Source organism: Mesorhizobium sp. P2_C7 (assembly GCF_056404515.1).
Genome location: NZ_JBFUDW010000016.1, coordinates 12,199 through 33,164, shown reverse-complemented (window position 1 = coordinate 33,164; position 20,966 = coordinate 12,199). Strand labels below are relative to the sequence as shown.

The following is a 20,966-nucleotide window of genomic DNA, read 5'->3' as shown; positions in this document are numbered from 1 at the left end:
GAATCGGAGGCCGCGCGCTGATGTTGGACAATTACGAGGTGGACGAGTTTGGCGTGATCCACCAGATCGACTTCACCCCGATCAAATACGACAAGCAATACATTTCCTATTACGAGGACCTGAGTGACCGGACCATCAAGCTCGGATATCAGCGACTTGGCTGGGTGCTTGGAATCACCGGCGAGATTCCCGGGTCCGTGCTGGAGTTTGGATATGGCACGGGCACATTCGTCGAGGCCGCGAAAATAACCGGAGTCTCCGACTGCGCCGGCTGCGACATCGCCAGGTTTCCGCTGCCCAAGGGCGTCCGTTTTGTCGATTGGGATGAGGCGCTCGCCAGCTCGTGGGATCTCGTCGCCATGTTCGACGTGCTGGAGCACATCCCGGATCTGGGTTTCCTCGCCCGCCTTCAGGCCCGCTATCTGGCCGTCGCCGTCCCTTATTGCCGCTGGCGCGAGCTCGGGGCCGACGGCGACGCGTGGTTCCAGACGTGGCGCATGCGTCTCCCCAACGAGCACCTGCACCACTTCGATCGTGACTCGCTGGTGGCACTCCTCGCACACAGCGGCTTCGAGTGCGTGACACTGAACTGCTTCGAGGACGGAATCAGACTGCGGCCCGGCGAAGCGGGTCCGAATATTCTGTCCGGCTTCTTTAGAAAGCTATAGGCCGGTTTCCCAGCGCGCTAGTGCGAAAACAGGCGAGTGAGGTATGGCCTTGTCGTTGGGACGCGGCAGGGTCGGCAAAAAAAGGCGTGGGCCACGGCCCGCGCCTTTTTCGTATTCAAGCTTCCAACCTCAGTCCTTCTCGAAGACGCGCGCCTTGGCGACGACGCCGGCAATGGCGCCGCCGATCAACGGTGCAACGATGAACAGCCAGAGCTGGCCGATCGCCGCACTGCCGGAAAACAGCGCCGGGCCGATCGAGCGGGCCGGATTGAGCGATGTGCCGGTGACCGGGATAATGGCGAAGTGCAACCCTGCCAGCGTCAGGCCGATGACCAGCCCGGCGAACGCAGTCGAGTGCTTTTCAGCGGTGACACCGAGGATCACGGTGACGAAGGTGAAAGTGCCGATCAGTTCCCACAGGAACGCCGAGCTGACGCCCCATTTCGCCACGTCCCAACCATTGGCGCCGAAGCCGCCGGTGTGTCCGCCGGTCTGGCCGGAGACGATGATCCACAATGCCAGCGAGGCCAGGATGGCGCCGATGATCTGCGCAATCCAGTAGGGGATGACGTCCTTGGCTGGCAGCCGGCCGGCAAGGAAGACACCGAGCGTCACCGCCGGATTGAGATGTGCGCCTGAAATCGGGCCGATCGCATAGGCCGCCGCAATGAGACCGATGCCGAATGCCAGTCCGATGCCTTCCTGGCCGAGCGGCAGCGCACCGCCGAAGCCGCCGGTCACCACCGAAGCCGTACCGATGAACACCAACAGAAATGTGCCTAGAACTTCCGCCAGATAAGTCTTCATTGCCCTCTCCTCGTAGCGATCCGCAGGTCCACGTTTTCCGTGCCGCGAATCATGGCGGCAAGAGTATTCCCAACCGAAAAACTTGGAAAGCAGAGCGGTTGCGCCAGATCGCGTACTTGCGGGCGCCAGTTACGAACATTAGAAACCTGTCATCTATTGATTGATCTGTTGTTGCTGGCCAAGGACATTTACTGGTTGGGCGATCAGCCTGCCTCGGTCAAGTCAACCTCGTCGGCATGTGACGGAAGCGGGGTTCAATCCAGTCGCGAAAGGCTCTAAGAGCAGGCCGGGAGATCATGTGCTCGATTTGATGGAATGACGAATGCGACTGGGCGGACGGCTGGCTGCGGCCATCGAAGTGCTGGAAGACATCGGCCGGCGTCACCGGCCGGTTGCGGACGCGCTGAAGGATTGGGGCCTGTCGCACCGCTTCGCCGGCGGCGGCGACCGCGCGGCGATCGGCAACATCGTCTATGACGGCTTGCGCCGAAAGCGTTCCGCCGGATGGCTGTTGGGGGAAGACACGCCGCGCGCCATCGGCTTCGGCGCGCTGCTGCTCGAATGGGGCCTGACGGCGCAGTCGCTGAACGATGCGCTCGACGGTGACAAATTCGCGCCGCCTTTGCTGACTGCCACCGAGCTTCAGGCCATTTCCGAACGCCGGCTCGCCGATGCACCGGCCGCGGTGCGGGCCGACATACCCGATTGGTGCGTGCCGCTTTTCGAGAAAACCTTCGGCGACACCTGGGCTGATGAGGGGGCGGCGCTGGCGACGCGACCGCCGCTCGACATCAGGGTCAACACGTTGCAGGCCAACCGTGACAAGGTACTGGCCGAGCTGACCGGAACCGGCGCGAGACCAGCCGCCATCGCGCCGCAAGGCATCCGCATCCCGCCGATCGATGGCGACGGCAGGCACCCTAACGTGCAAGCCGAGCCGGCTTTCCAGAAAGGCTGGTTCGAGGTCCAGGACGAAGGCTCGCAGGTCGTGGCTGCCCTTTCCGGCGCCGAGGCCGGCATGCAGGTGCTCGACTTCTGCGCCGGCGCCGGCGGCAAGACACTGGCGCTGTCGGCTGCGATGGACAATCGGGGCCAGATATTTGCCCACGACGCCGAAAAGGCGCGGCTGGCGCCGATCTTCGACCGCATCCGTCGCTCGGAAAACCGCAATGTGCAGGTCGTCACCAAGCCGGCCGAACTCGCTCCGCTCGGCAACCATATGGACATCGTGCTGGTCGACGCGCCTTGTACCGGCAGCGGCACCTGGCGGCGCCGTCCCGATGCCAAATGGCGGCTGACGCAAAGACAACTCGACGCCCGCAAGGGCGAGCAGTCGGCGATCCTCGAAGCCGCCAAAGCCTACGTCAAGTCAGACGGCTTGCTGGTCTACATTACCTGCTCGGTGTTCGACGAGGAGAATGGCGAGCAGGTTGCGGCATTCCGGCACCGCAACAGCGGCTTTGTCCCGGTCGATCATCGCGCGCTCTGGGACAGCCGTTTTCCCGGCCATAAGACGGCCGTGCGAATCGGTCCGGCCGGCGACGTCTCGCTGTCGCCGGCGTTGAGCGGCACGGATGGGTTTTACTTCTGTGCGTTGCGCAAGGCGAACTGACGCTGCCGTTGACAGGCGGCGATAGCGCCCCAGTTGCAGAAGCGGCGCGTCTGGCCGCGATCGCGGGATAGGATTCTTGCAAAGATATCTGTCGCTTCTGCTTTTCGTCATTGTGGTGCTCGGCGGGGGCCTGCTGATCGGTTATACGACACTGCCGGGTGCCTGGTATGCATCGCTCACCAAGCCGCCCTTCAATCCACCCAACTGGGTTTTTGCACCTGCCTGGACACTCCTCTATCTGCTGATCGCCGTGGCCGGCTGGCGGACATGGCTGCAAGCGTCGTCGGGAGCCGCGATGAAGATCTGGGTCGTCCAACTGGTGCTGAACTTCCTATGGTCGCCGACCTTCTTCGGAGCCAAGATGATGGGGCTCGCGCTTGTTGTGATCGTGCTTCTTCTCGCCAGCATTGGGCTGTTCATCGCCACGGCCTGGAACCGCGACCGGGCATCCGCATGGCTGTTCGCGCCATATGCGGCATGGGTTGCGTTTGCCACCTTGCTCAACGCATCGCTTCTCTGGTTGAATTAAGATCGGTTTGCTGCAGTGCAGCAAAAGCATTTGCCTGCCGCCCATGCCTCTGCAATAAGCTTATCCGCATAAAGAAAGGCAGCGGCCATGGCAGCAAAGATCGTACCCGCCCCGGACTATGAGGATCGCGTCAGAACCTCCTTCGCGCGCCAGCAGGCCATGGCCACGATCGGCGCCGAACTGACGCTGGTGACGCCGGGCATCATCGAGATCGAGATGCCTTATTCGGCGGCACTGACCCAGCAGCATGGTTTCCTGCATGCTGGCGTCATTTCGACAGCGCTGGACTCGGCCTGTGGCTATGCCGCRTTCTCGCTGATGCCGGAAAACTCCGGCGTGCTGACCATCGAATTCAAGGTCAATTTGCTGGCGCCGGGCAGGGGCGAACGCTTCCTGTTCCGCGGTTCGGTGACAAAACCCGGCCGCACCATCATCGTCGCCGACGGCCAGGCCTATGCCTTTGCCGCCGACGGCGAGGCCAAGCTGATCGCCACCATGACCGGTACGATGATGACGGTGGTCGGGCGTGATGGCATCGAAGGCTAATCCGATGGGCAAGATTGTGCGGCTTGGCGGCAAGGGCGTCCTCTTCGTGATGGCTGCCGAGGCCGAGTATGGCCCGCACCTCAAGCGGCTGTTCACGCCGCTGATGACCGGCGTTGGACCGGTCGAGGCCGGCGTCAGGCTGGGCGCCGAACTCTCCTTGCTGAAGTCTCGGAAGACCCTGCCGGACCTCGTCGTATCGCTCGGCTCGGCCGGCAGCCGGACGCTGGAGCAGACGGAAATCTACCAGGCCGTGTCGGTTAGCTACCGCGACATCGACGCCTCGCCGCTCGGCTTCGAAAAGGGCGTGACGCCTTTCCTTGACCTGCCGGTGACCGTGCCGCTGCCGTTCAGGATTCCCGACCTGAGGGAGGCAACGCTGTCCACCGGTGGCGCGATCGTCACCGGCGCCGCCTATGACGCAATTGCCGCCGACATGGTCGACATGGAGACTTTCGCTTGCCTGCGCGCCTGCCAGCTGTTCGACATCCCGCTGATCGGGCTGCGCGGCATTTCCGACGGCGCGGCGGATCTGCGGCACGTCGGCGACTGGACCGAATATCTACACGTCATCGACGAGAAACTGGCCGCAGCGGTCGGGCGGCTGGAACAGGCGATCGGCGATGGCTTGCTGAGCGCCTGACCGGAAATAGCATCAAGCCGCCAGGCTCTCCGGATCGCTGAAATCGATGCGCGAGATGCGCCCGCGCACGGCGCCGCTCGCATCGACATAGTCGATCGCTCCTGGCGTATGATCGAGTTTCCAGGAGCCGGTGGGGCCATCTTTCCATTCGACCTTGTAGCCGCGGTCGAGCAGCATCCAGATCCCATGGAAAAGGGTACCATCCGGTAGCAGCATATGCGCCCGGTTCTCGTTTTCGTAGTGGATGAAGGCGTCCTTGCCGCCCATGTCGATGACATGCGTGGTGCCAACCATGATAACGGCCAGCATGTTCCTGTCGAGAATTGTCATGGTCCCTGTCCGTGCTTGAGTTCGAAAGAGCCTCGACGGGATGTTTATCGTCAAGTATCTTGACTATATGGAGTTTGGAGAAAATGGTCAAGGAGCTTGACGAAAAAATCGACACCCTGCCCGATCACGTCGGCTGGCGCCTTTGGCAGGCAAGCCGCGCCTGGCAGACCGAATTCGCCGCCGCGATGCGCGCCGCCGGTCACGGCTGGTTCACCGAAGCACGCGCCGGACTGCTTGGACACATCACCAGGAACGGCATGCGCCAGTCGGCGTTGATCGAACGCTCGGCAATCTCCAAGCAGGCGATCCAGCAACTGCTCGACGGCCTCGAGGCGGAGGGGATCGTCGAGCGTCTGCCCGATCCGCAAGATGGCCGCGGCAAGCTGGTGCGTTACACCAGCAAGGGGCTGGATGCCTTGCGCGACGGCGATCGGGTCAAGATGGAGATCGAGCGGCGCTATGTCAGTCGCATTGGCGAGGAGCGGTTCACGGCGCTGATGGGCGCTTTGCGGGCACTTGCGGCCGGACAGGCTGCGGCGAAGGATGAAGACACTGGCGCTGAAGGTGAAGTCGTGGAATCGAAGTGACAGCAAGGCCCCGCAACCCATTGCGTCGACTCATTTCTTTCTCTAAACGCTCGCCATGAAAACAGCCAATCATCCCGACACCGTCCTGATTGTCGATTTCGGCAGCCAGTTTACGCAGCTCATCGCCCGCCGCATCCGCGAGGCCGGCGTGTTTTCCGAGATCGTGCCGTTCCAGTCGGCCGAGGCGGCGTTCGAGCGCATCAATCCGAAGGCCGTGATCCTGTCCGGCGGCCCCGCCTCGACGTCGGACATCGGCAGCCCGCGCGCGCCGCAGATCGTCTTCGATGCCGGCGTGCCGGTGCTTGGCATCTGCTATGGCCAGATGGCGATGTGCGTGCAGATGGGCGGCGTCGCCGAAAGCTCCGATCATCGCGAATTCGGCCGCGCCTTTGTCGAGATCGAGAAGGACAGCCCGCTGTTCGAGGGCCTGTGGGCGCCCGGCCAGCGCCACCAGGTGTGGATGAGCCACGGTGACCGCGTCATCTCCTTGCCCAAGGGCTTCGAAGTGTTCGGCAAGTCCGAAGGCTCGCCCTTCGCCATCTTCGGCAATGTCGAGCGCAAGATGTACGGCATCATGTTCCACCCCGAGGTCGTGCACACCCCGGACGGCGCAAGGCTGCTGCGCAATTTCGTTCACAACATCGCCGGCATCGAGGGCGACTGGACGATGCGCGCCTACCGCGAACACGCGGTCGAGGCGATCCGCAAGCAGGTCGGCAAGGGCAAGGTCATCTGCGCCCTGTCGGGCGGGGTTGACTCGTCGGTCGCCGCACTTCTGATCCACGAAGCAGTCGGCGACCAGCTGACCTGTATCCTTGTCGACCACGGGCTGATGCGCAAGGACGAGGCTGCGGGCGTGGTGGCGATGTTCCGCCAGCACTACAATCTGCCGCTGATCCTGGTCGATGCCGCCGACAAGTTCATCTCGGCGCTGGAAGGCGAGGCCGACCCGGAGAAGAAGCGCAAGACCATCGGCCGGCTGTTCATAGAGGTGTTCGAGGAGGAGGCGAAGAAACTCGGCGGCGCCGACTTCCTGGCGCAAGGCACGCTCTATCCCGATGTCATCGAGAGCGTCTCCTTCACCGGCGGCCCGTCGGTGACCATCAAGTCGCACCACAATGTCGGCGGCCTGCCCGCGCGCATGAACATGCAGCTGGTCGAGCCGCTGCGCGAACTGTTCAAGGACGAGGTGAGGGCCCTTGGCAAGGAGCTCGGCCTGCCCGAAAGCTTCATCGGCCGGCATCCGTTCCCAGGCCCTGGCCTAGCCATCCGCTGTCCCGGCGGCATTACCCGCGAGAAGCTGGAGATCCTGCGCGAGGCCGACGCCATCTATCTCGACGAGATCCGCAAGGCCGGCCTCTACGACGCCATCTGGCAGGCCTTCGCGGTGCTGCTGCCGGTGCAGACTGTCGGCGTGATGGGCGATGGCCGCACCTACGAGTTCGTCTGCGCGCTGCGCGCCGTCACCTCTGTCGATGGCATGACGGCGGATTTCTACCACTACGACATGGCGTTCCTGGGTTCCGCCGCCACCCGCATCATCAACGAAGTCCGCGGCATCAACCGCGTCGTCTACGACGTCACCTCAAAGCCGCCCGGCACAATAGAGTGGGAATGATTCAGGCCCACTCAAATACCGCCGATTATTCGCCATTGTTCTCCTTAAGCATCTGAAAATAAAAAGATAATTCTCCAGTAGCGTTCGACAGCTATCGGTAGGCAGAAATTGGCATCGGCGGGCTGCCTGACGGATCTGCCACATATTGCCCCTTGGGATTTTTCAAAGTACCGTCATGGCCAGTAAGGCTTGTGACGGTACTTTTTTGCCCGTAAGGAATTGAAAGTAAATAGAATTTTCTGTCGACAGGCCTCGAAAATACCCTGACGGTACTTTTTTGGAGGCAGCAGCTATGCTGACTGACGTCGCCATTAAGTCATTGAGACCAAAAGAAAAAGTCTACAAGGTTGCGGACCGCGACGGTATGTATGTCAAGGTCATGCCGAGTGGCGCGATCTCGTTTATGCTGGACTACAGGCTCAATGGGCGCCGTGAGACGGTGCAACTAGGCAGATATGGACGAGACGGAATCTCGCTCGCACTCGCTCGAGAGAAATGCCTGGACGCCAAGCGCGCCATCAGAGATGGGCGGTCACCAGCGATAGAGAAGCAGCGCGAGAAGCGTCGCCTGAAAGAGGCGAAGAGTTTTGGCGAGTTCGGGGAGAAGTGGCTCACCGCCGCGCCGATGGCCGACAGCACGCGCGCCATGCGGCGTTCCATCTTTGAGCGCGAGCTTCTTCCTGCCTGGCGCAATCGCCTGCTGTCGGAAATCACACCGGACGATCTACGAGCCCACTGCGGAGGCATCGTTGAACGCGGTGCCCCGGCGACGGCCATCCACGTGCGAGACATCCTGAAGCAGATTTACGGCTTCGCCATCTTACATGGAGAGAAGGTCGCCAATCCGGCCGACGAAGTAGGCCCAGCATCAATCGCCACCTTTGTGCCGAAAGACCGCTCGCTTTCGCCCTCTGAAATCAGAGTGATGCTGAAACAGCTCGAGCACATCGCCACGCTTCCCACGATCCGGTTGGGAATGCGGCTCTACCTCCTCACGATGGTGCGCAAAAGCGAGTTGCAGGACGCAGTGTGGGATGAAGTCGACTTCGAGAATGCGCTCTGGACTATCCCAAAGGAGCGCATGAAGCGATCGAAGGCGCATAACGTCTACCTGTCGCGCCAGGCGCTCGATATCATGATTGCCCTGAAGACCTGTGCCGGAAATTCCAGATACCTTCTGCCGTCTCGGTACGACGCAGATGCTCCGATGTCGCGCGCCACCTTTAACCGGGTAACCTATGCAGTTGTCGAGCGGGCCAAGGAGGAAGGTTTGCCTCTAGAGCCGTTTACGGTGCACGACCTACGGCGGACTGGTTCGACTCTGCTGAACGAACTCGGCTTCAACAGCGACTGGATCGAAAAGTGCCTGGCGCATGAGGACGGCCGCTCGTCGCGCGGCGTCTATAACAAAGCCGAGTATGAGGTGCAGCGTCGGCACATGATGCAGGAATGGTCGGACATCTTGGACGCCTGGGTCGATGGCAAGAAGTACGTGCCAACGCTCATCCCGCAGTCGATGCCGATCTTGGCGCCCGATCCCGCCCTTTGACCGGGCGGGCTCGACGCTGTTTCACGTCGGGACCGGGCGCCCGGAGGATGGGTTTTGAGCGACGGGCAGCAAGCCACGCCTGAACCTCGCTCAGATCCCAAACCACGCATCGTGGGGTCAAAGCGAAGCGCCGCGGAAATTCCCCTCGCTGTTCCATTTCGTAGATCGTACTGTCCGCAAGCGGCACCATTTCGCGCAGCTGATGCCTGCGGATTGTGCGTTTCAGTCTTTCTTCATTCGATCGGGTCATCTCGTACTCCTGAGCAGTGACCCGGAATTGAAGACGATTGTGTTTGATGGGAAAAGAGCTTCAGCCTTGGAGTAGTGTCATCGGTGGTTTCGACCTGCGAAAGGGACAAGTCTAACTCGTTTCAGAATGCCGCTTTTCATCCCGGCCGGGGATGCTGAGGTCGTGACGTTGCAAGTCTGTCCGGGTGAGAGCAGGCTGCTCGGCGAGCCTGACGATGACGTCTGGTATTTCGCCAGCTTGCTCGCCGTTATGCCGAACCCAATCGACCAGAAAGCGCGTCTTCCCGCGAAGATCCGACTCCATGACACATGGCGCACTGGCAATTGCCGCCTGCAGATTCCCGGATACTGAGATCAACCCAATCATGTCGTCGTCAGGCTAGTTTTTGCCTGCGACCAGCATCTCGACTGCTGCGAACGGAGTCGCGATTGCGCGCGCAAGCGCACGCGCACGAGGGCAAATGTGATTTTGTCGTCGGCGCCGGGCACGCTACGCTGCTTCATCGATGAATGAGGAGATGAGAATGAAAACAATCCTCGCAATAGCAACAGCGCTAGGACTGTCCGTATCCGCCGCCTATGCCGATTGCCCATTTCACGAGAAGGTACAGGCATCGGTCGACACGCAGAAAACAGCGAGCGTCGAGAAGGCCGATATGTCGAAGGCTGCGGACACCCAAACTATAAAGAAAGAAGTGCCGCCAAAGACCGAATAACAGCGCGCGCTTACCGGATACCGCGCAACCTGTGTGCCGCCTCGGCCTTGCGGGCCGCGACGCGACGCGTAGCTGCATTGTCTGAGGCGCGTAAGCTAGCCGACGTCGACTCACCCTCCTTTTTACTCTTACGCCCCGCACAAAAACAGTTGTCCGGCTCCTTAGACCGGCCGAGGAAAGCCCCCGATCTTCGCCTCCTCGCAGGCCGAACTTGGCCTCAGATCACGCATCCGATCGGAAGTGCCTTGAGCTTCTCTAGCTGCGGGACATATGAAGCGCCACACGATTTCGTCCTTCCGATTTGGCACGAAACAGTGCCAAATCGGCGGCATTGACGAAATCGTTTGGCGTCTCGTTCTCGTTGGGCACCGTTGTTGCGACGCCAACGCTGATGGTCACGTGATCCGGGCCGTGGGGTATGTTCAACTCCCGCACGCTCTGGACGAGCCGCTCTGCGATCGCACTGGATTGTTCCAGTAAAGTGTCGACCAGCACGATGACGAACTCTTCGCCTCCGTACCGCGCAGCGAGGTCTGTGGATCGGCCGGAACCGCTCTGGATTACGCGGGCGATTTGCTTGAGCACCTCGTCGCCGGCCATATGGCCATAGGTATCGTTGTATCGTTTGAAGTTGTCGGCATCGATCATCAACAGCGACAATGGGGACTGTGCGCGAAAAGCGCGTTTCCATTCAGCCGCCAGATATTCGTCAAAATAGCGCCTGTTGCCGAGACCCGTTAAGCCATCGATCCGTGTCAAACGCTCAAGCTCGAGGTTTGCACCGATCAGCTGTCGCTGGCTTTCCCTTAGCGCGCGGTACGCTGCGTCTCGCTGGACGTGATCCAGATAGGCCCGCGTATGATATCGGATGCGCGCAATCAGCTCGATACGATCCGGCAGTTTGACAAGATAGTCGTTCGCTCCCGCAGCGAAGGCTTCGCCCTTGGTGGCTGGATCTTCCTTGCTCGATAGCACAATGACTGGGACCGCGCGTGTCGAAGCATGCTTCTTGTATTCTCGCACCAGATGCAGCCCATCGACCCCGGGCATGACGAGATCCTGCAGGATAACGGTTGGCTTTACCTCATCCGCGACTGTCATCGCTCTCAACGGGTCGGTGCAGAAGTGTAAGGCAATATCAGGCTCGTTGGCTAAAGCGCGCCTGACCGCCTCGCAAACCATGACCTGATCATCGATGAGCAGAACCATGGATGAATAATTATCTGCAAGTGGCGGGACCAGCTCTGGTTCTTGCGTCATCGGACGAGCCCTTTCACGTGGAGTGCTCGCAGGCTTCGATTATACGTGAGCCGATCGCACTCAAAGGAAGAATATCAACAGCCGCGCCGATGTCGGCGGCGGCCTTCGGCATGCCATAGACGGCACTGGTTGCTCTATCCTGCGCGATTGTGAGATGCCCCTTGTCGCGGAGCTGTCTCAGCCCGCGCGCACCATCCCTGCCCATGCCTGTGAGCAGGACACCAATCACCGAGCCAGGCCACCATTGCGCCGCACTTTCGAAGAACACATCTACGGACGGCCGATAAACATTGTCCTTGGGGCTGGGCGTATAGCCAAGTTGCTGAGCTGACTTGAAAACCAGATGATCCGCAGAACTGGCAACGAGAACGGTGCCCGCTTGAGGACTATCCTTTTCCCGCGCCGGACGAATCGGGAGAGGCGTATGCTGCCCCAGCCAATCAGCAAGGCCTGGAACGAACTGAGCATCAAGATGCTGGACGAGTACGATCGCGCCGCCAAAATCAATGGGAAACGCGCTCAGGACTGCGGCAACGGCAGCCGGCCCGCCGGCGGAGGCACCGATTGCAATTAGGCGTCGAGGTGTCGGCTCTGCCGCACGTGACATCCGCCTTTTTGCCTTGGTCGGCGCATCACCGATCAGCTTGCCGATCGTTGCTATCTTGTTCGTCAAAAGCCGTGCGGATTGCGAGGACGCGTTACCTTCGATGCCCACTGACGGAATATCGACTGCGTCAAGCGCGCCATGACCCATTGCTTCGTAGACGCCGGCGAGGTTGGCTTCGATGCTGGCGGTCACCAACAAGATTGAGCATGGGGTGTCCGCCATGATTCTGCGGGTCGCTTCCACGCCGTCCATCTCTGGCATTGCTAGATCCATGAGTATGAGATCCGGCAGATCACGTCTGCAGACCTCGACCGCCTCCCGCCCATTGGTCGCGATCCATGCGACCTGATGTTCGCCGGTCGACAGGACCAGTCGACGCAGAAGTTCAACCGCCATCGGCATGTCGTTGACTACGCCGATTCTCATTCGTTGGCTTCCGATTTCGATCTCATTCAGCAGCCTCCCCAATCATGTCCACGACGGCATGGATCAGCGCCTCGTCCTGAAAGCTGCTCTTGGTCAGATAATAGTCCGCACCTGCGTCGAGCCCGCGCGCGCGATCTTCTTCCCGATCCTTGTATGAAACGATCATGATGGGTGTGTTCTTGAGATGAGCGTCCTTTCTGATCAAACTCACCAGCTCGATGCCATCCATGCGAGGCATGTCGATGTCGGTGACGACGAGATCGAAAGGACCAGACCGGACGGCATTCCACCCGTCCATACCGTCGACCGCCACTTCGACCTCATAACCGTAATTGCCCAGCATCTTGCGCTGGAGTTCGCGAACCGTCAGTGAATCGTCAATCACGAGCACGCGCTTGCGCCTGCTCGCTTCGGGACCGCCCACGGCGCGCCGAAGAGCTCGAAATCGGCTGGACGACGCAAGCTTTTCCACCGATCGGATCAGATCGTCGACGTCGAAGATCAGAACAGGCGAACCGTCTTCCATCAGGGCTGCTGCGCTGATGTCCTTGATCTTGGCAAACCGTGGATCGAGAGGTCTGATCACCAACTCGCGTTCCCCGAGAAAACGGTCAACGATCAGGCCGTACGCATCGCCCCGCCCCGCATCCACGACGACGACCGAGAGTTCGTCCGGTTCCGATCCGGGCTCACCTCGATCCAGCACCTCGCGCGCGGTGACCAGCCCGATCTGTCGATCGTTCAAGCGAAAATGCGGCCGGCCCTGCAGGAGATCGATCTGCGTCCGCTGCAGTTTCAAAGTCTTGGAAATGGCAGCGAGTGGAAAAGCATAGGGCTCTCCATCAACATCGACGAGCAGCGTGCGCAGGACCGACAACGTCAGCGGCAATTGCAGTTGAAATCGGGTTCCGTGCCCAAATTCTGAGGAGACGCTTGCGACTCCCCGGACCTCCTTCGTCATGGCTTGCACTGCATCGAGCCCCACACCGCGACCGGAGACGTCGGTAAGGCCCGCTTTCATCGAAAAGCCTGGCAGAAACAGGAATGCGAGCAATTCGGTTTCGCTGAGTGTGTCAGCACTTTCCCTGGTTGCAAGCTGCCGGGCGACGACAGTCTCGCGCAGCTTCGAGAGCTCGATCCCCCTGCCGTCGTCCACCACGGCTATCTGCAGCAGCCCGGCACTATGCCTCGCTTCGAGCCTGATCAGCCCCTCTTCGGGCTTCCCCATCGCGAGGCGCTCCTCTGACGGTTCAAGCCCATGATCTACAGCGTTACGCAAAAGATGCCCCAAAGGGGCATCGAGCTGATCGAGGATATCGCGGTCGATGCCGGTCGAGCCGCCTACGATCTCCAGTCGCACCCGCTTGCCAAGGGTACGACCGAGGTCGCGGACCGTTCTCGCATAATGTCGCACGCCGTCCTCAAAAGGCCGCATCCGGCTCGCCAACGTTTCGTCGTACAATCTGTTGGCAAGATCGGTCGCTTTCCGATCCACTGAATCCAGTTCATCGAGACGCTCCGCCAGGAACGCTTGGCTCAACCGAAGCTTTCGCTGTGCTTCAGCCAGCGCCTCCACTACCGCCGCATCGTTTGAACCCGGCGGCAGCACTGCATGAAGATTGTCGAACGCACTTGCGAGGTCCGATTGAAGTCGCTTCAGCCGCAGCAGCCCGTCAGCGAATGGCCTGAGCCGCCGAGCTTCCATCAGCGACTCGCCAGCCAACCCGAGCAATCTGTTCAGGCTGTCTGCGGTCACCCGAACCATTCTATCAGTGCCGATGCTGCCATGGGCCTGCGGTACCGTCCCAACGAGGAGGTTCGCTGAAGAAGTCGTCGCCAGCTGCTCCTGGGCATGATCTGGAGTTGCGAAATCAGCTGCTGAATCTTGAGGTCTGGGCTTTGCCTCGGGGAGGGACAATTCCTCGAACTTCGCGAGAAAGGTTTCGACTTCTGCGCTCTCGCTCGATGATCCCGATGCGATCAATTTCAAAAGGTCAGAGCCTTGCAGAAGCCCATCTATATGCTCCCGTCGCACCCTGAGATGCCCACGTTGTGCGGCGACCAGGCAGTCTTCCATCGCATTTGCAACTTTGACCGCGGGCATTAGGTCGATGATGCGGGCAGCTCCCTTCAGGGAATGCGCGGCACGCATGCATGCTTCCAGGGCATCGGCGGCGACAGGATCGCGTTCGAGTGCCAGAAGCCCAGAGGTCAGAGCCTGTGACTGCGTCTCCAGTTCGGCCTGGAAGAGGCTGAGCATCGAAACCTGGCTTAAGTCTTCGTCTGTCATGCGATGCTCCGATCCAGCATCGTGAGCAGTTGTCGTGGATCGAGACAGCCAACGGCTCGTCCCTGCCAAGGCAGCACGGCAACCGTAGCGGCCGACAGTGCCTTGCCAATCATGGCCGGAACAGCGAGAGTGTCGCGTTCCTGGTACCGATGTAAGCCGTGGATCTCATCAACCGTAAAAGCAACCCGCTTGTCGCGCTCGCCCACCACGACTAGGCGGCGAAATACCTTGGTTCGTGTGCCTTGTTCCCCCTCCTTGCGCTCGTCTATCCCGAGCAGTTCGGCCAGGGACAGGCAAATAAGCAATTCACCACGGACATTCGCAATACCGAGCAGTGCACTGTTCCTGCGATGTGGAAGTGAATGAATGCGACGAGATTCAGCCACTTCATGAAAAATACCGACCGGAAGTGCCAGCCATTCCTCCCCCAAACGGAAGAGAACGGCCGTCTGCAGCGCCTCGCCGTCTGCCGGATCGATCCCTGCACGACCAGCGTTATCAGGCCATTCGTCGCGATATGCCGAGGGCGCAGCACGGTCAAGGAGGCGTCGTGCAATTTTCTTGTAGGTCGGGCAATTCCGGCAGTGGAGATGCTGCTCCAGTAGCGGACATGACTTGTCACCCCGTACGCCTATTTGCCGCCAGCAGTCATCGATTTCAATCTCCTCCACCGGCCGAGCGATCCTTGTCGAAGCCGCCATCAGCTGCCGCTCCTTTTCTGGACCCGACCCAGCCGGCCGGCCAGCGCCTCGGCGCCGTTATGGTCGCCTTGCTTGCGAAGCAGCAAAGCCAGATGGACGAGAGCTTCTCGATGATTTGGCGCGAGATAGAGCGCCTTACGATAGCTTTGCGCGGCTTGGGGTGCAGCGCCATCCGCATCCTGGACGAGGCCCAGCAAGTAGAAGATTTGCGCGGAAGGACCGAATTCCTTGAGATGGGCGAGGGCGACCTCCTGTGCCTCCTTTACCCGTCCTGCATTGGCGATCCGTTCAACCGCGATGAGGCTTTCCGAGGCCTGTGCAAGCGGCTTGGCCGGCGCCTGCTCACGGCCTTCATTGCCAATTGTCGGTCGGGGCGGAAGAAGAGGCTTGCTCTTGTTGACCTTCGGGGTTGGCACCGGGATGGCGGCCGAAACTTTCGGCGCCGGGGTCTTGACTGGCTCCGATTTCAGGAAGGCAAACGCCAATGGCCATTCAGCGGAAATAAAGCCATGCAACCTTGGAAGAGCTGCTTCCGCCGGACCGACCAGAAGAAGTCCGTCTTTGGTCAGCAGGTCCTTCAGGCAGATCAATGCGCGATCCTGCAGCTCTCGATTGAAATAGATCAGCAAATTGCGGCAAAGCACGATGTCATAGACCTCTTGCCCGAAAGACGCGCGAGAACCGAACAGGTTTCCTACCCTAAAACGAACCTGTTTCAGCACCGCAGCAATAGGCCGCAACCCGCCCTCGGCCGCTTCGAAATAGCGATCCTTGAATTCGAGATGGCTGCCGCGAAACGAGTTGCGCCCATAGATGGTGCGTTCAGCCGTCGCGATATTGCGGCTGCTGACATCCACGCCATCGATCTTGAACTCGTGCGCCTCCAAGCCGGCATCGAACATGGCCATGGCGACCGAATAGGCCTCTTCGCCGGTTGAACATGGCAGGCTCAGGACTTTTATCGGCTGAGCACGCTTGTGCACGCGCGCATGCCGCGCCAGCATTGTGAACGCTTCTCGGTCGCGAAAGAACCAGGTCTCCGGGATCACCACCGCATTGATCAGCTCCTGCAGCTCCTGCGAGGAACCGGTCAAGTGTTCCCTATAGGCCTGAGGGTTGGTTATCCGGCACGCTGCCATCCGATCTCTGACCGCTTGACCGACCACTGTCGGACCAACGCTGGCACTGTCCAGTCCGATGGTTTCCGTCAGGAGCCTTTCTATTGCGCCGGTCATTGATCACCCATCGCGGCCTGGCGGATCAATGCGGTACGAATCTCTTCCGAAAGCAGCGCTTCCACTTTGACCCACTGAATGATCTCCGAACCATCGGAAGCCACCGGCCCAAGATAGGGCGGGGTTCCTGGCTCAAGTCCGAACGGCGCGAAATCGGCAGGGTCTCGCTCGAGCGTATCGGTCACCCGTTCCGCGATCAGCCCAAGCAGGCGTTGCTCGCCATCATGCGCCGGATAGCGAGTGACAACGACCCGGGTGCTCAATAGGCGCTCCGATGGCCGGCCAAGCGCAAGAAGAGTAACATCGATGAGAGGGATGGGTATGCCGTTATAGCTGACCAGACCCACCACACCGGTTGGCGCACCCGGCAGAACTTTCACATCAATATAAGGCAGCACCTCTTCAATTTGCTGGACATCGATCAAGTAGCGATCCGGACCCATGCTGAAGGCGAGGAATAGCATTGTCACCTCCTACTGCCGGCTCGCTATGCTCGCAGCTTGAACCTTGAAATGCTACTTCGCATGCCGCCTGAGACTTGATTGAGCTCGTCGATCGCGAACGTCGATTGCTGAAGGGATTCGACTGTTTGCTGAGCTGCCTCGCTTAGCTGGGTTAGCGAGTCGCTGATCTGCCCCGCGCCGGTCGCCTGTGCTTGCATGCCTTCATTGGCGACTTCGAAACGTGGCACCAGCCCCTGAACCTGCTGAATGATCTCAAAGAGTTGCCCGCCGACCTGCTGGATTTCCTGCATACCCCGGCGGACCTGCTCGGAAAACTTGTCCATGCCCATCACCCCGGCCGCGACTGCCGACTGGATGTCCTTGACCATCTGCTCGATATCGTAGGTGGAGACAGCCGTCTGGTCCGCGAGCCTTCGGATTTCCGTCGCCACCACTGCAAAGCCCCGGCCATATTGGCCTGCCTTCTCCGCCTCGATGGAAGCGTTGAGCGACAACAGATTCGTCTGATCGGCGACTTTGGTGATGGTTGTCACCACCTGATTGATGCTGCCGGCTTTCTCACTCAAGATCGCGAGTTTGGAATTGATCGCGCCGGCCGCTTCCATGACCTGCTGCATGGTTTCTTCCATACGGGTCAGCCCCGCTTGCCCTCCGCCGGCGACGGCAGCCGTTTGCTCGGCAACTGTCGAGACCTCGTTCATCGTGCGGACCAGCTCGTTTGATGTGGCGGAGATTTCCTTGGCTGTCGCGCGGATTTCTGTTGTGGTCGCCGCGATTTCAGTCGCAGTTGCCTGCTGTTGCTTGGAGGTGGCGGCGATCTCAGTTATCGACGTGCCGACCTGTATACTGGACCTTTGAACCTGACCAATGAGGCTTGTGAGATCGTCCGCCATTGCGTTGAAGCCGTCGGCAAGCGCGCTGAATTCGTCTCGGCGCCTCAGATCGAGGCGTTCGCTGAAGTCGCCTTGCCGCATCAATTGAACCGCGTCGACCAAACGGGTGAGCGGACCTGTAACGGCGCGAAACAGCTGGTAACCCAGGAGAAGGGCTAGCCCGAGGGCTATCAACAAGCCAACGCTCAAACCGACTTCCGCCGCTCTAACGATCGAGCTGATCCGCTGCGTCGCGCTGTTTGCCTCGCCTCTGTGATCCTCGACCATGGCCTGCAGAGCGGACTGCAATTTTACGAAGATCGGCTCTACGGTGTTCTTGATGGCCGGACTTTCATTGGGAGTTTCACCTTTCGACAAGGCAGCTCGGCTTGCGTTCAGCACATCAGTTTCAGCCAGACGAAATTGGTTGGCGAGTTCTTTGACGACTGCATAATTCTGCTTGTCGATGTCGGAGACGATTGTTGCTTCATAGTCGTCCATCGACCGCTGCACTTGGTCGCGATTGGTCGCGATCGCGCTTTCAAGCGTGCTTCTATCCGACGGGTTGTCCTGAAGGGCATATTCCTGAAGCAGGCTATGGGCCGTCATCTGGCCCATCATGATCTCGGTGCTGTGATAGAGGTCTGGAAGGATGCCCTTCTCGACCTCAGTCGCCTCCTGCCCCGCCTGAAGAAACCAAGCGTACGCGATGACGGCGATCACGGACATGACCACCAGAACGGCAGCGAAACTGACGAGGATGCGGTGGCGTATTGTCAGACTCTTCATGGAACCGGTTCACCAATGGGGGCATCGTGGTCTGCGCGACAAGCGCTCGCTCCGACGTTTCGAAAAGGTGCGTCGAAAAGCAGTAGTCTGATGCTGAATGGTTTCTTTTCCGTTCAATCGCTAATGGCGAAGCGGCTTGCCAATCGGCGCCGCCAGAAGTGGTGGTCGAAGCACGTCCTGAATGTCTTCCCCTCCTGACCCAGCTACGACTTAAATCTGCCGCGACGTGGACAACTGCTTTGCGCCTCAGGACGGACAATCTGGTTAGCTTCTCTATCAACTGATTTCGGACGTTGAGGATGTTCACCTAAATCCTTGTTGAGGCTAAGCGCCACGGTGCAAATGGGTTCTTTGTATCGGCGCAGCGCTACGACAGCACCATTCCCCAGAGCGGGCGCACGCTAAGGGCGTCGTGGTTGTGAAGGGCGCGTCGCATGTCGTCATGATCTCTCATCCCGATGCGGTGGCAAAAATCATCGAGGACGCGGCGACCGCGGCTCCTTGATCCTTGCGGTAATGTGGCCCCGTCATCGGCAATGCCCGTGTCGGCTCAAATTTCACATCGGCGAGCCGCATCCTGGATGTTGCCCATGTCATGCTCCGTTTGGTTGCAATGGCTGGTCGTTCATGCCGCCGGCCGACGAAAAACGACCAGCTTGGCGGTCAGGATCTGGAGAACGTCGCCGCGCTGGTTGAGCGTTTTGCTGACGATGGTGACGATGCCGCGCTCTGGGCGCGAACGCGATGGAGCGACATCCATCACCTCGCTTTCGACGTGGAGAATGTCACCCGGGCGCGTCGGGTTCGGCCAGTTGATCTCGCCTCCTGCGCCGATAATGCCGTTAGCGAGCGGCAGGCCTGACTCCACGTTCAACCGCATGGTGATCGCGGCGGTATGCCAGCCGCTGGCCGCAAGGCCGCCGAACAGCGTCCCTTCCGCCGCCCGCCCATCGAGATGGAAAATTTGGGGATCGAACTCTTTCGCGAAAGCTTTGATCTGCTCCTCGTCGAGCGCCTGCGAACCGCTGACGAAGGTTTGACCGCGCTCGAGATCGTCCAGATACAACTGCGTCATATCACGCCCTTTCCTCAGTTCGATGCTGTTATTCCAAAGCCACCATGTTCGGAGCCTTCGAACTGCCCGAGACAGGCACCCGTTGAGGGAGTCTGTCACCCAGTTGCAGGTGGCCTGCGCCAATATACTCGGCAATCTTCCCGGAGTACCGTTCCTCGCGAAACGCCACTCCTAGGAGGAGCGGATTTTGTTCGCGCTCAGGCAAGAAATCCTGAAACCCCGCGCCACAACAGTTTCAGCGCCGTCACGACCAACAAGCCAATAACAGGCGCCATAGATCTGGCGCTTGTCCAGAGAGCGAGGCGCGCAGCGTTTCTTGCCCAGGCATCGGGGATGGGTGCCGGCCTTTCAACGATGAGATTCCGCTTGCGGGATGCGCTGAGCGCCTCAGGAATGCGCCGGTGCACGCTGCTTGAACTCAGCGGTGTGGAGCTTCACGAAGTCGCGCATGTTCGTCGGTGCTTCGGCGACGAGCTTGTACATGTCGTCCGTCATACGGTCGTAGTGGCCCTGCTTGGTCAACTGGGCCATGGCCGAGAGGTGGCTGACGAGGTGTTCAGGAAGCCTCGCCTGCCGAAGGCCCTCGCTCCACGCCGCGAGTGGGACGTCACGATATCGAATGGGCCTGCCGAGCGCCTCGGAGAAGGCGCGCGCATAGTGGTCCAGATCGGCCGATTCCGGCCCCGTCAGATTGTAGATTTGTCCGATGTGCGGTGCGGGGTCGTCGAGGATCGCCGCTACCGCACGCGCCACGTCGACCGCCGAGATCGGCGAGGTCTTGCCGCGGCCCATCGGCAGCGCCAACTCATCGGAGGCCTGCACGCCGGCGGCTGCCATGAGGAGAAAAAAGCCTTCGAGGAAGACTGTCGGCCGTACCGTGACGACCGGCAGTCCCGACCATGACAGTGCCTGTTCCGCCAGCCAGTGCAGCTTGTGTTGCGGACTGTCGGTGGTCTCGCTGATGCTCATCTGCGAGACCGTCATCTGCGACATGTTCACAAAGGCCTCGACGCCGTGGTGGCGCGCCACAGCGGCAGTGTTGATCGTGGCTTCCAGGTAGGCCGGGGAGACAGACATTCCGAAATAGATGCGCCGGCAACCTTCAATGGCGCGGTGCATCGAGGTGAGGTCTGTAAGGTCGCCCTGCATGACCTCGGCGCCAAGCCGCCGAAGCGCTTCGGCGCGCTCGTCCTCACGCCGAACCAAGGCGCGCACCTTGTGCCCTCTTGCGAGCAGGAACTCGGTGAGGTTGCGGCCGATGCCGCCAACAGCGCCGGCTGCTCCGGTCACGAGGATCGGCTTGCCGTGTTCATGTTTCGTCTTCATGTTACTGACCTTCGGGTTACATTCAAAAAGAGGAACTGGTGGCCCCGGTTTGCGCTGGGGGTCATTTGCT

At 60.3% G+C, this 20,966-nt stretch carries 21 protein-coding genes and 1 pseudogene; 10 read left to right on the top strand and 12 right to left on the bottom strand.

What is annotated here, in order from left to right:
* Nucleotides 1-20 precede the first annotated feature (20 nt).
* Nucleotides 21-668 carry a class I SAM-dependent methyltransferase gene (locus AC1D2G_RS27645; protein WP_477418012.1) on the top strand — a complete coding sequence of 216 codons (648 nt, stop codon included), beginning with the start codon at nt 21-23 and terminating at the stop codon, nt 666-668.
* Nucleotides 669-797: 129 nt separating this feature from the next.
* On the opposite strand, the gene AC1D2G_RS27640 is transcribed toward AC1D2G_RS27645, so the two are convergent.
* On the bottom strand, nt 798-1,475 hold the full coding sequence (locus tag AC1D2G_RS27640) for an MIP family channel protein (protein WP_258592052.1): 678 nt from the start codon (nt 1,473-1,475) through the stop codon (nt 798-800).
* A 322-nt stretch (nt 1,476-1,797) separates the two neighbouring features.
* Here AC1D2G_RS27640 and AC1D2G_RS27635 point away from each other — a divergent pair, with 322 nt between their 5' ends.
* The 4 genes from AC1D2G_RS27635 (at nt 1,798) to AC1D2G_RS27620 (ending at nt 4,802) form a co-directional block, all read left to right on the top strand.
* Nucleotides 1,798-3,087: an RsmB/NOP family class I SAM-dependent RNA methyltransferase gene (locus tag AC1D2G_RS27635; protein WP_477418010.1), complete on the top strand. Its 1,290-nt coding sequence runs from the start codon at nt 1,798-1,800 to the stop codon at nt 3,085-3,087.
* Between the two features lie 76 nt (nt 3,088-3,163).
* Nucleotides 3,164-3,616 carry a TspO/MBR family protein gene (locus AC1D2G_RS27630; protein ID WP_477418008.1) on the top strand — a complete coding sequence of 151 codons (453 nt, stop codon included), beginning with the start codon at nt 3,164-3,166 and terminating at the stop codon, nt 3,614-3,616.
* An 87-nt stretch (nt 3,617-3,703) separates the two neighbouring features.
* Complete coding sequence (locus AC1D2G_RS27625; protein ID WP_095088397.1) at nt 3,704-4,162, top strand: PaaI family thioesterase; 459 nt, start codon at nt 3,704-3,706, stop codon at nt 4,160-4,162.
* A gap of 4 nt (nt 4,163-4,166) precedes the next feature.
* Complete coding sequence (locus AC1D2G_RS27620; protein WP_477418006.1) at nt 4,167-4,802, top strand: 5'-methylthioadenosine/S-adenosylhomocysteine nucleosidase; 636 nt, start codon at nt 4,167-4,169, stop codon at nt 4,800-4,802.
* 12 nt (nt 4,803-4,814) lie between these two features.
* On the opposite strand, the gene AC1D2G_RS27615 is transcribed toward AC1D2G_RS27620, so the two are convergent.
* Nucleotides 4,815-5,132 carry a hypothetical protein gene (locus tag AC1D2G_RS27615; protein ID WP_477418004.1) on the bottom strand — a complete coding sequence of 106 codons (318 nt, stop codon included), beginning with the start codon at nt 5,130-5,132 and terminating at the stop codon, nt 4,815-4,817.
* Between the two features lie 11 nt (nt 5,133-5,143).
* On the opposite strand from AC1D2G_RS27615, the gene AC1D2G_RS27610 reads away from it, so the two are divergent.
* The 3 genes from AC1D2G_RS27610 to AC1D2G_RS27600 all read left to right on the top strand — a co-directional run bounded on the left by AC1D2G_RS27610 (nt 5,144) and on the right by AC1D2G_RS27600 (nt 8,886).
* The gene (locus tag AC1D2G_RS27610) at nt 5,144-5,719 is read left to right on the top strand and encodes a MarR family winged helix-turn-helix transcriptional regulator (protein ID WP_477418002.1); all 576 of its coding nucleotides are present in this window, start codon (nt 5,144-5,146) and stop codon (nt 5,717-5,719) included.
* 55 nt (nt 5,720-5,774) lie between these two features.
* Nucleotides 5,775-7,337 carry a glutamine-hydrolyzing GMP synthase gene (gene guaA, locus AC1D2G_RS27605; protein ID WP_457154900.1) on the top strand — a complete coding sequence of 521 codons (1,563 nt, stop codon included), beginning with the start codon at nt 5,775-5,777 and terminating at the stop codon, nt 7,335-7,337.
* 292 nt (nt 7,338-7,629) lie between these two features.
* Entirely contained in the window at nt 7,630-8,886 is a 1,257-nt protein-coding gene (locus tag AC1D2G_RS27600; RefSeq protein WP_477418000.1) for a tyrosine-type recombinase/integrase, read from the top strand.
* Here AC1D2G_RS27600 and AC1D2G_RS27595 read toward each other — a convergent pair.
* Nucleotides 8,840-9,136 (bottom strand): helix-turn-helix transcriptional regulator, encoded by a 297-nt coding sequence (locus AC1D2G_RS27595; RefSeq protein WP_477417998.1) that lies wholly within the window; start codon nt 9,134-9,136, stop codon nt 8,840-8,842. The two genes, AC1D2G_RS27600 and AC1D2G_RS27595, sit on opposite strands and share 47 nt — an antisense overlap.
* A 523-nt stretch (nt 9,137-9,659) precedes the next feature.
* Here AC1D2G_RS27595 and AC1D2G_RS27590 point away from each other — a divergent pair.
* Nucleotides 9,660-9,851, top strand: coding sequence for a hypothetical protein (locus AC1D2G_RS27590; protein WP_477417997.1), 192 nt, complete (start codon nt 9,660-9,662; stop codon nt 9,849-9,851).
* 255 nt (nt 9,852-10,106) lie between these two features.
* Here the strand turns inward: AC1D2G_RS27590 and AC1D2G_RS27585 are convergent, their stop codons facing one another.
* From AC1D2G_RS27585 to AC1D2G_RS27555, 7 genes are all read right to left on the bottom strand, one after another.
* Nucleotides 10,107-11,111 carry a diguanylate cyclase gene (locus AC1D2G_RS27585; protein WP_477417995.1) on the bottom strand — a complete coding sequence of 335 codons (1,005 nt, stop codon included), beginning with the start codon at nt 11,109-11,111 and terminating at the stop codon, nt 10,107-10,109.
* A gap of 13 nt (nt 11,112-11,124) precedes the next feature.
* The gene (gene cheB / locus AC1D2G_RS27580; protein WP_477417993.1) at nt 11,125-12,144 is read right to left on the bottom strand and encodes a chemotaxis-specific protein-glutamate methyltransferase CheB; all 1,020 of its coding nucleotides are present in this window, start codon (nt 12,142-12,144) and stop codon (nt 11,125-11,127) included.
* Between the two features lie 22 nt (nt 12,145-12,166).
* Nucleotides 12,167-14,434: a hybrid sensor histidine kinase/response regulator gene (locus tag AC1D2G_RS27575; RefSeq protein ID WP_477417991.1), complete on the bottom strand. Its 2,268-nt coding sequence runs from the start codon at nt 14,432-14,434 to the stop codon at nt 12,167-12,169.
* A complete protein-coding gene (locus AC1D2G_RS27570) occupies nt 14,431-15,135 on the bottom strand; it encodes a chemotaxis protein CheW (RefSeq protein WP_477417989.1) in 705 nt (234 codons plus the stop codon). The genes AC1D2G_RS27575 and AC1D2G_RS27570 overlap by 4 nt, the downstream gene beginning before the upstream one ends.
* Complete coding sequence (locus AC1D2G_RS27565) at nt 15,135-16,229, bottom strand: CheR family methyltransferase (protein ID WP_477417987.1); 1,095 nt, start codon at nt 16,227-16,229, stop codon at nt 15,135-15,137. Before AC1D2G_RS27565 ends, AC1D2G_RS27570 begins: the two co-directional genes overlap by 1 nt.
* Nucleotides 16,230-16,366: 137 nt before the next feature.
* Entirely contained in the window at nt 16,367-16,834 is a 468-nt protein-coding gene (locus AC1D2G_RS27560; protein ID WP_477417985.1) for a chemotaxis protein CheW, read from the bottom strand.
* Nucleotides 16,835-16,857: 23 nt separating this feature from the next.
* Nucleotides 16,858-18,495 carry a methyl-accepting chemotaxis protein gene (locus AC1D2G_RS27555; protein WP_477417983.1) on the bottom strand — a complete coding sequence of 546 codons (1,638 nt, stop codon included), beginning with the start codon at nt 18,493-18,495 and terminating at the stop codon, nt 16,858-16,860.
* Between the two features lie 388 nt (nt 18,496-18,883).
* Here AC1D2G_RS27555 and AC1D2G_RS27550 point away from each other — a divergent pair.
* Nucleotides 18,884-19,000: pseudogene (locus AC1D2G_RS27550) on the top strand (alpha/beta hydrolase); the annotation flags it as partial.
* A gap of 120 nt (nt 19,001-19,120) precedes the next feature.
* On the opposite strand, the gene AC1D2G_RS27545 reads toward AC1D2G_RS27550, so the two are convergent.
* Both AC1D2G_RS27545 and AC1D2G_RS27540 read right to left on the bottom strand, forming a co-directional pair.
* On the bottom strand, nt 19,121-19,570 hold the full coding sequence (locus AC1D2G_RS27545) for a MaoC family dehydratase (protein ID WP_477418202.1): 450 nt from the start codon (nt 19,568-19,570) through the stop codon (nt 19,121-19,123).
* A 387-nt stretch (nt 19,571-19,957) separates the two neighbouring features.
* Nucleotides 19,958-20,896, bottom strand: coding sequence for an SDR family NAD(P)-dependent oxidoreductase (locus tag AC1D2G_RS27540; protein ID WP_477417981.1), 939 nt, complete (start codon nt 20,894-20,896; stop codon nt 19,958-19,960).
* Nucleotides 20,897-20,966: the final 70 nt, after the last annotated feature.

Bases quoted from the DNA above. Each gene is read 5' to 3' on its own strand.
- AC1D2G_RS27540 (WP_477417981.1), bottom strand. From the start codon at position 20,896: ATGAAGACGAAACATGAACACGGCAAGCCGATCCTCGTGACCGGAGCA.
- AC1D2G_RS27640 (WP_258592052.1), bottom strand. From the start codon at position 1,475: ATGAAGACTTATCTGGCGGAAGTTCTAGGCACATTTCTGTTGGTGTTC.
- AC1D2G_RS27620 (WP_477418006.1), top strand. From the start codon at position 4,167: ATGGGCAAGATTGTGCGGCTTGGCGGCAAGGGCGTCCTCTTCGTGATG.
- AC1D2G_RS27645 (WP_477418012.1), top strand. From the start codon at position 21: ATGTTGGACAATTACGAGGTGGACGAGTTTGGCGTGATCCACCAGATC.
- AC1D2G_RS27600 (WP_477418000.1), top strand. From the start codon at position 7,630: ATGCTGACTGACGTCGCCATTAAGTCATTGAGACCAAAAGAAAAAGTC.
- AC1D2G_RS27635 (WP_477418010.1), top strand. From the start codon at position 1,798: ATGCGACTGGGCGGACGGCTGGCTGCGGCCATCGAAGTGCTGGAAGAC.
- cheB (WP_477417993.1), bottom strand. From the start codon at position 12,144: ATGAGAATCGGCGTAGTCAACGACATGCCGATGGCGGTTGAACTTCTG.
- AC1D2G_RS27590 (WP_477417997.1), top strand. From the start codon at position 9,660: ATGAAAACAATCCTCGCAATAGCAACAGCGCTAGGACTGTCCGTATCC.
- AC1D2G_RS27575 (WP_477417991.1), bottom strand. From the start codon at position 14,434: ATGACAGACGAAGACTTAAGCCAGGTTTCGATGCTCAGCCTCTTCCAG.
- AC1D2G_RS27615 (WP_477418004.1), bottom strand. From the start codon at position 5,132: ATGACAATTCTCGACAGGAACATGCTGGCCGTTATCATGGTTGGCACC.
- AC1D2G_RS27570 (WP_477417989.1), bottom strand. From the start codon at position 15,135: ATGGCGGCTTCGACAAGGATCGCTCGGCCGGTGGAGGAGATTGAAATC.
- AC1D2G_RS27545 (WP_477418202.1), bottom strand. From the start codon at position 19,570: ATGACGCAGTTGTATCTGGACGATCTCGAGCGCGGTCAAACCTTCGTC.
- AC1D2G_RS27560 (WP_477417985.1), bottom strand. From the start codon at position 16,834: ATGCTATTCCTCGCCTTCAGCATGGGTCCGGATCGCTACTTGATCGAT.
- AC1D2G_RS27595 (WP_477417998.1), bottom strand. From the start codon at position 9,136: ATGACCCGATCGAATGAAGAAAGACTGAAACGCACAATCCGCAGGCAT.
- AC1D2G_RS27555 (WP_477417983.1), bottom strand. From the start codon at position 18,495: ATGAAGAGTCTGACAATACGCCACCGCATCCTCGTCAGTTTCGCTGCC.
- guaA (WP_457154900.1), top strand. From the start codon at position 5,775: ATGAAAACAGCCAATCATCCCGACACCGTCCTGATTGTCGATTTCGGC.
- AC1D2G_RS27585 (WP_477417995.1), bottom strand. From the start codon at position 11,111: ATGACGCAAGAACCAGAGCTGGTCCCGCCACTTGCAGATAATTATTCA.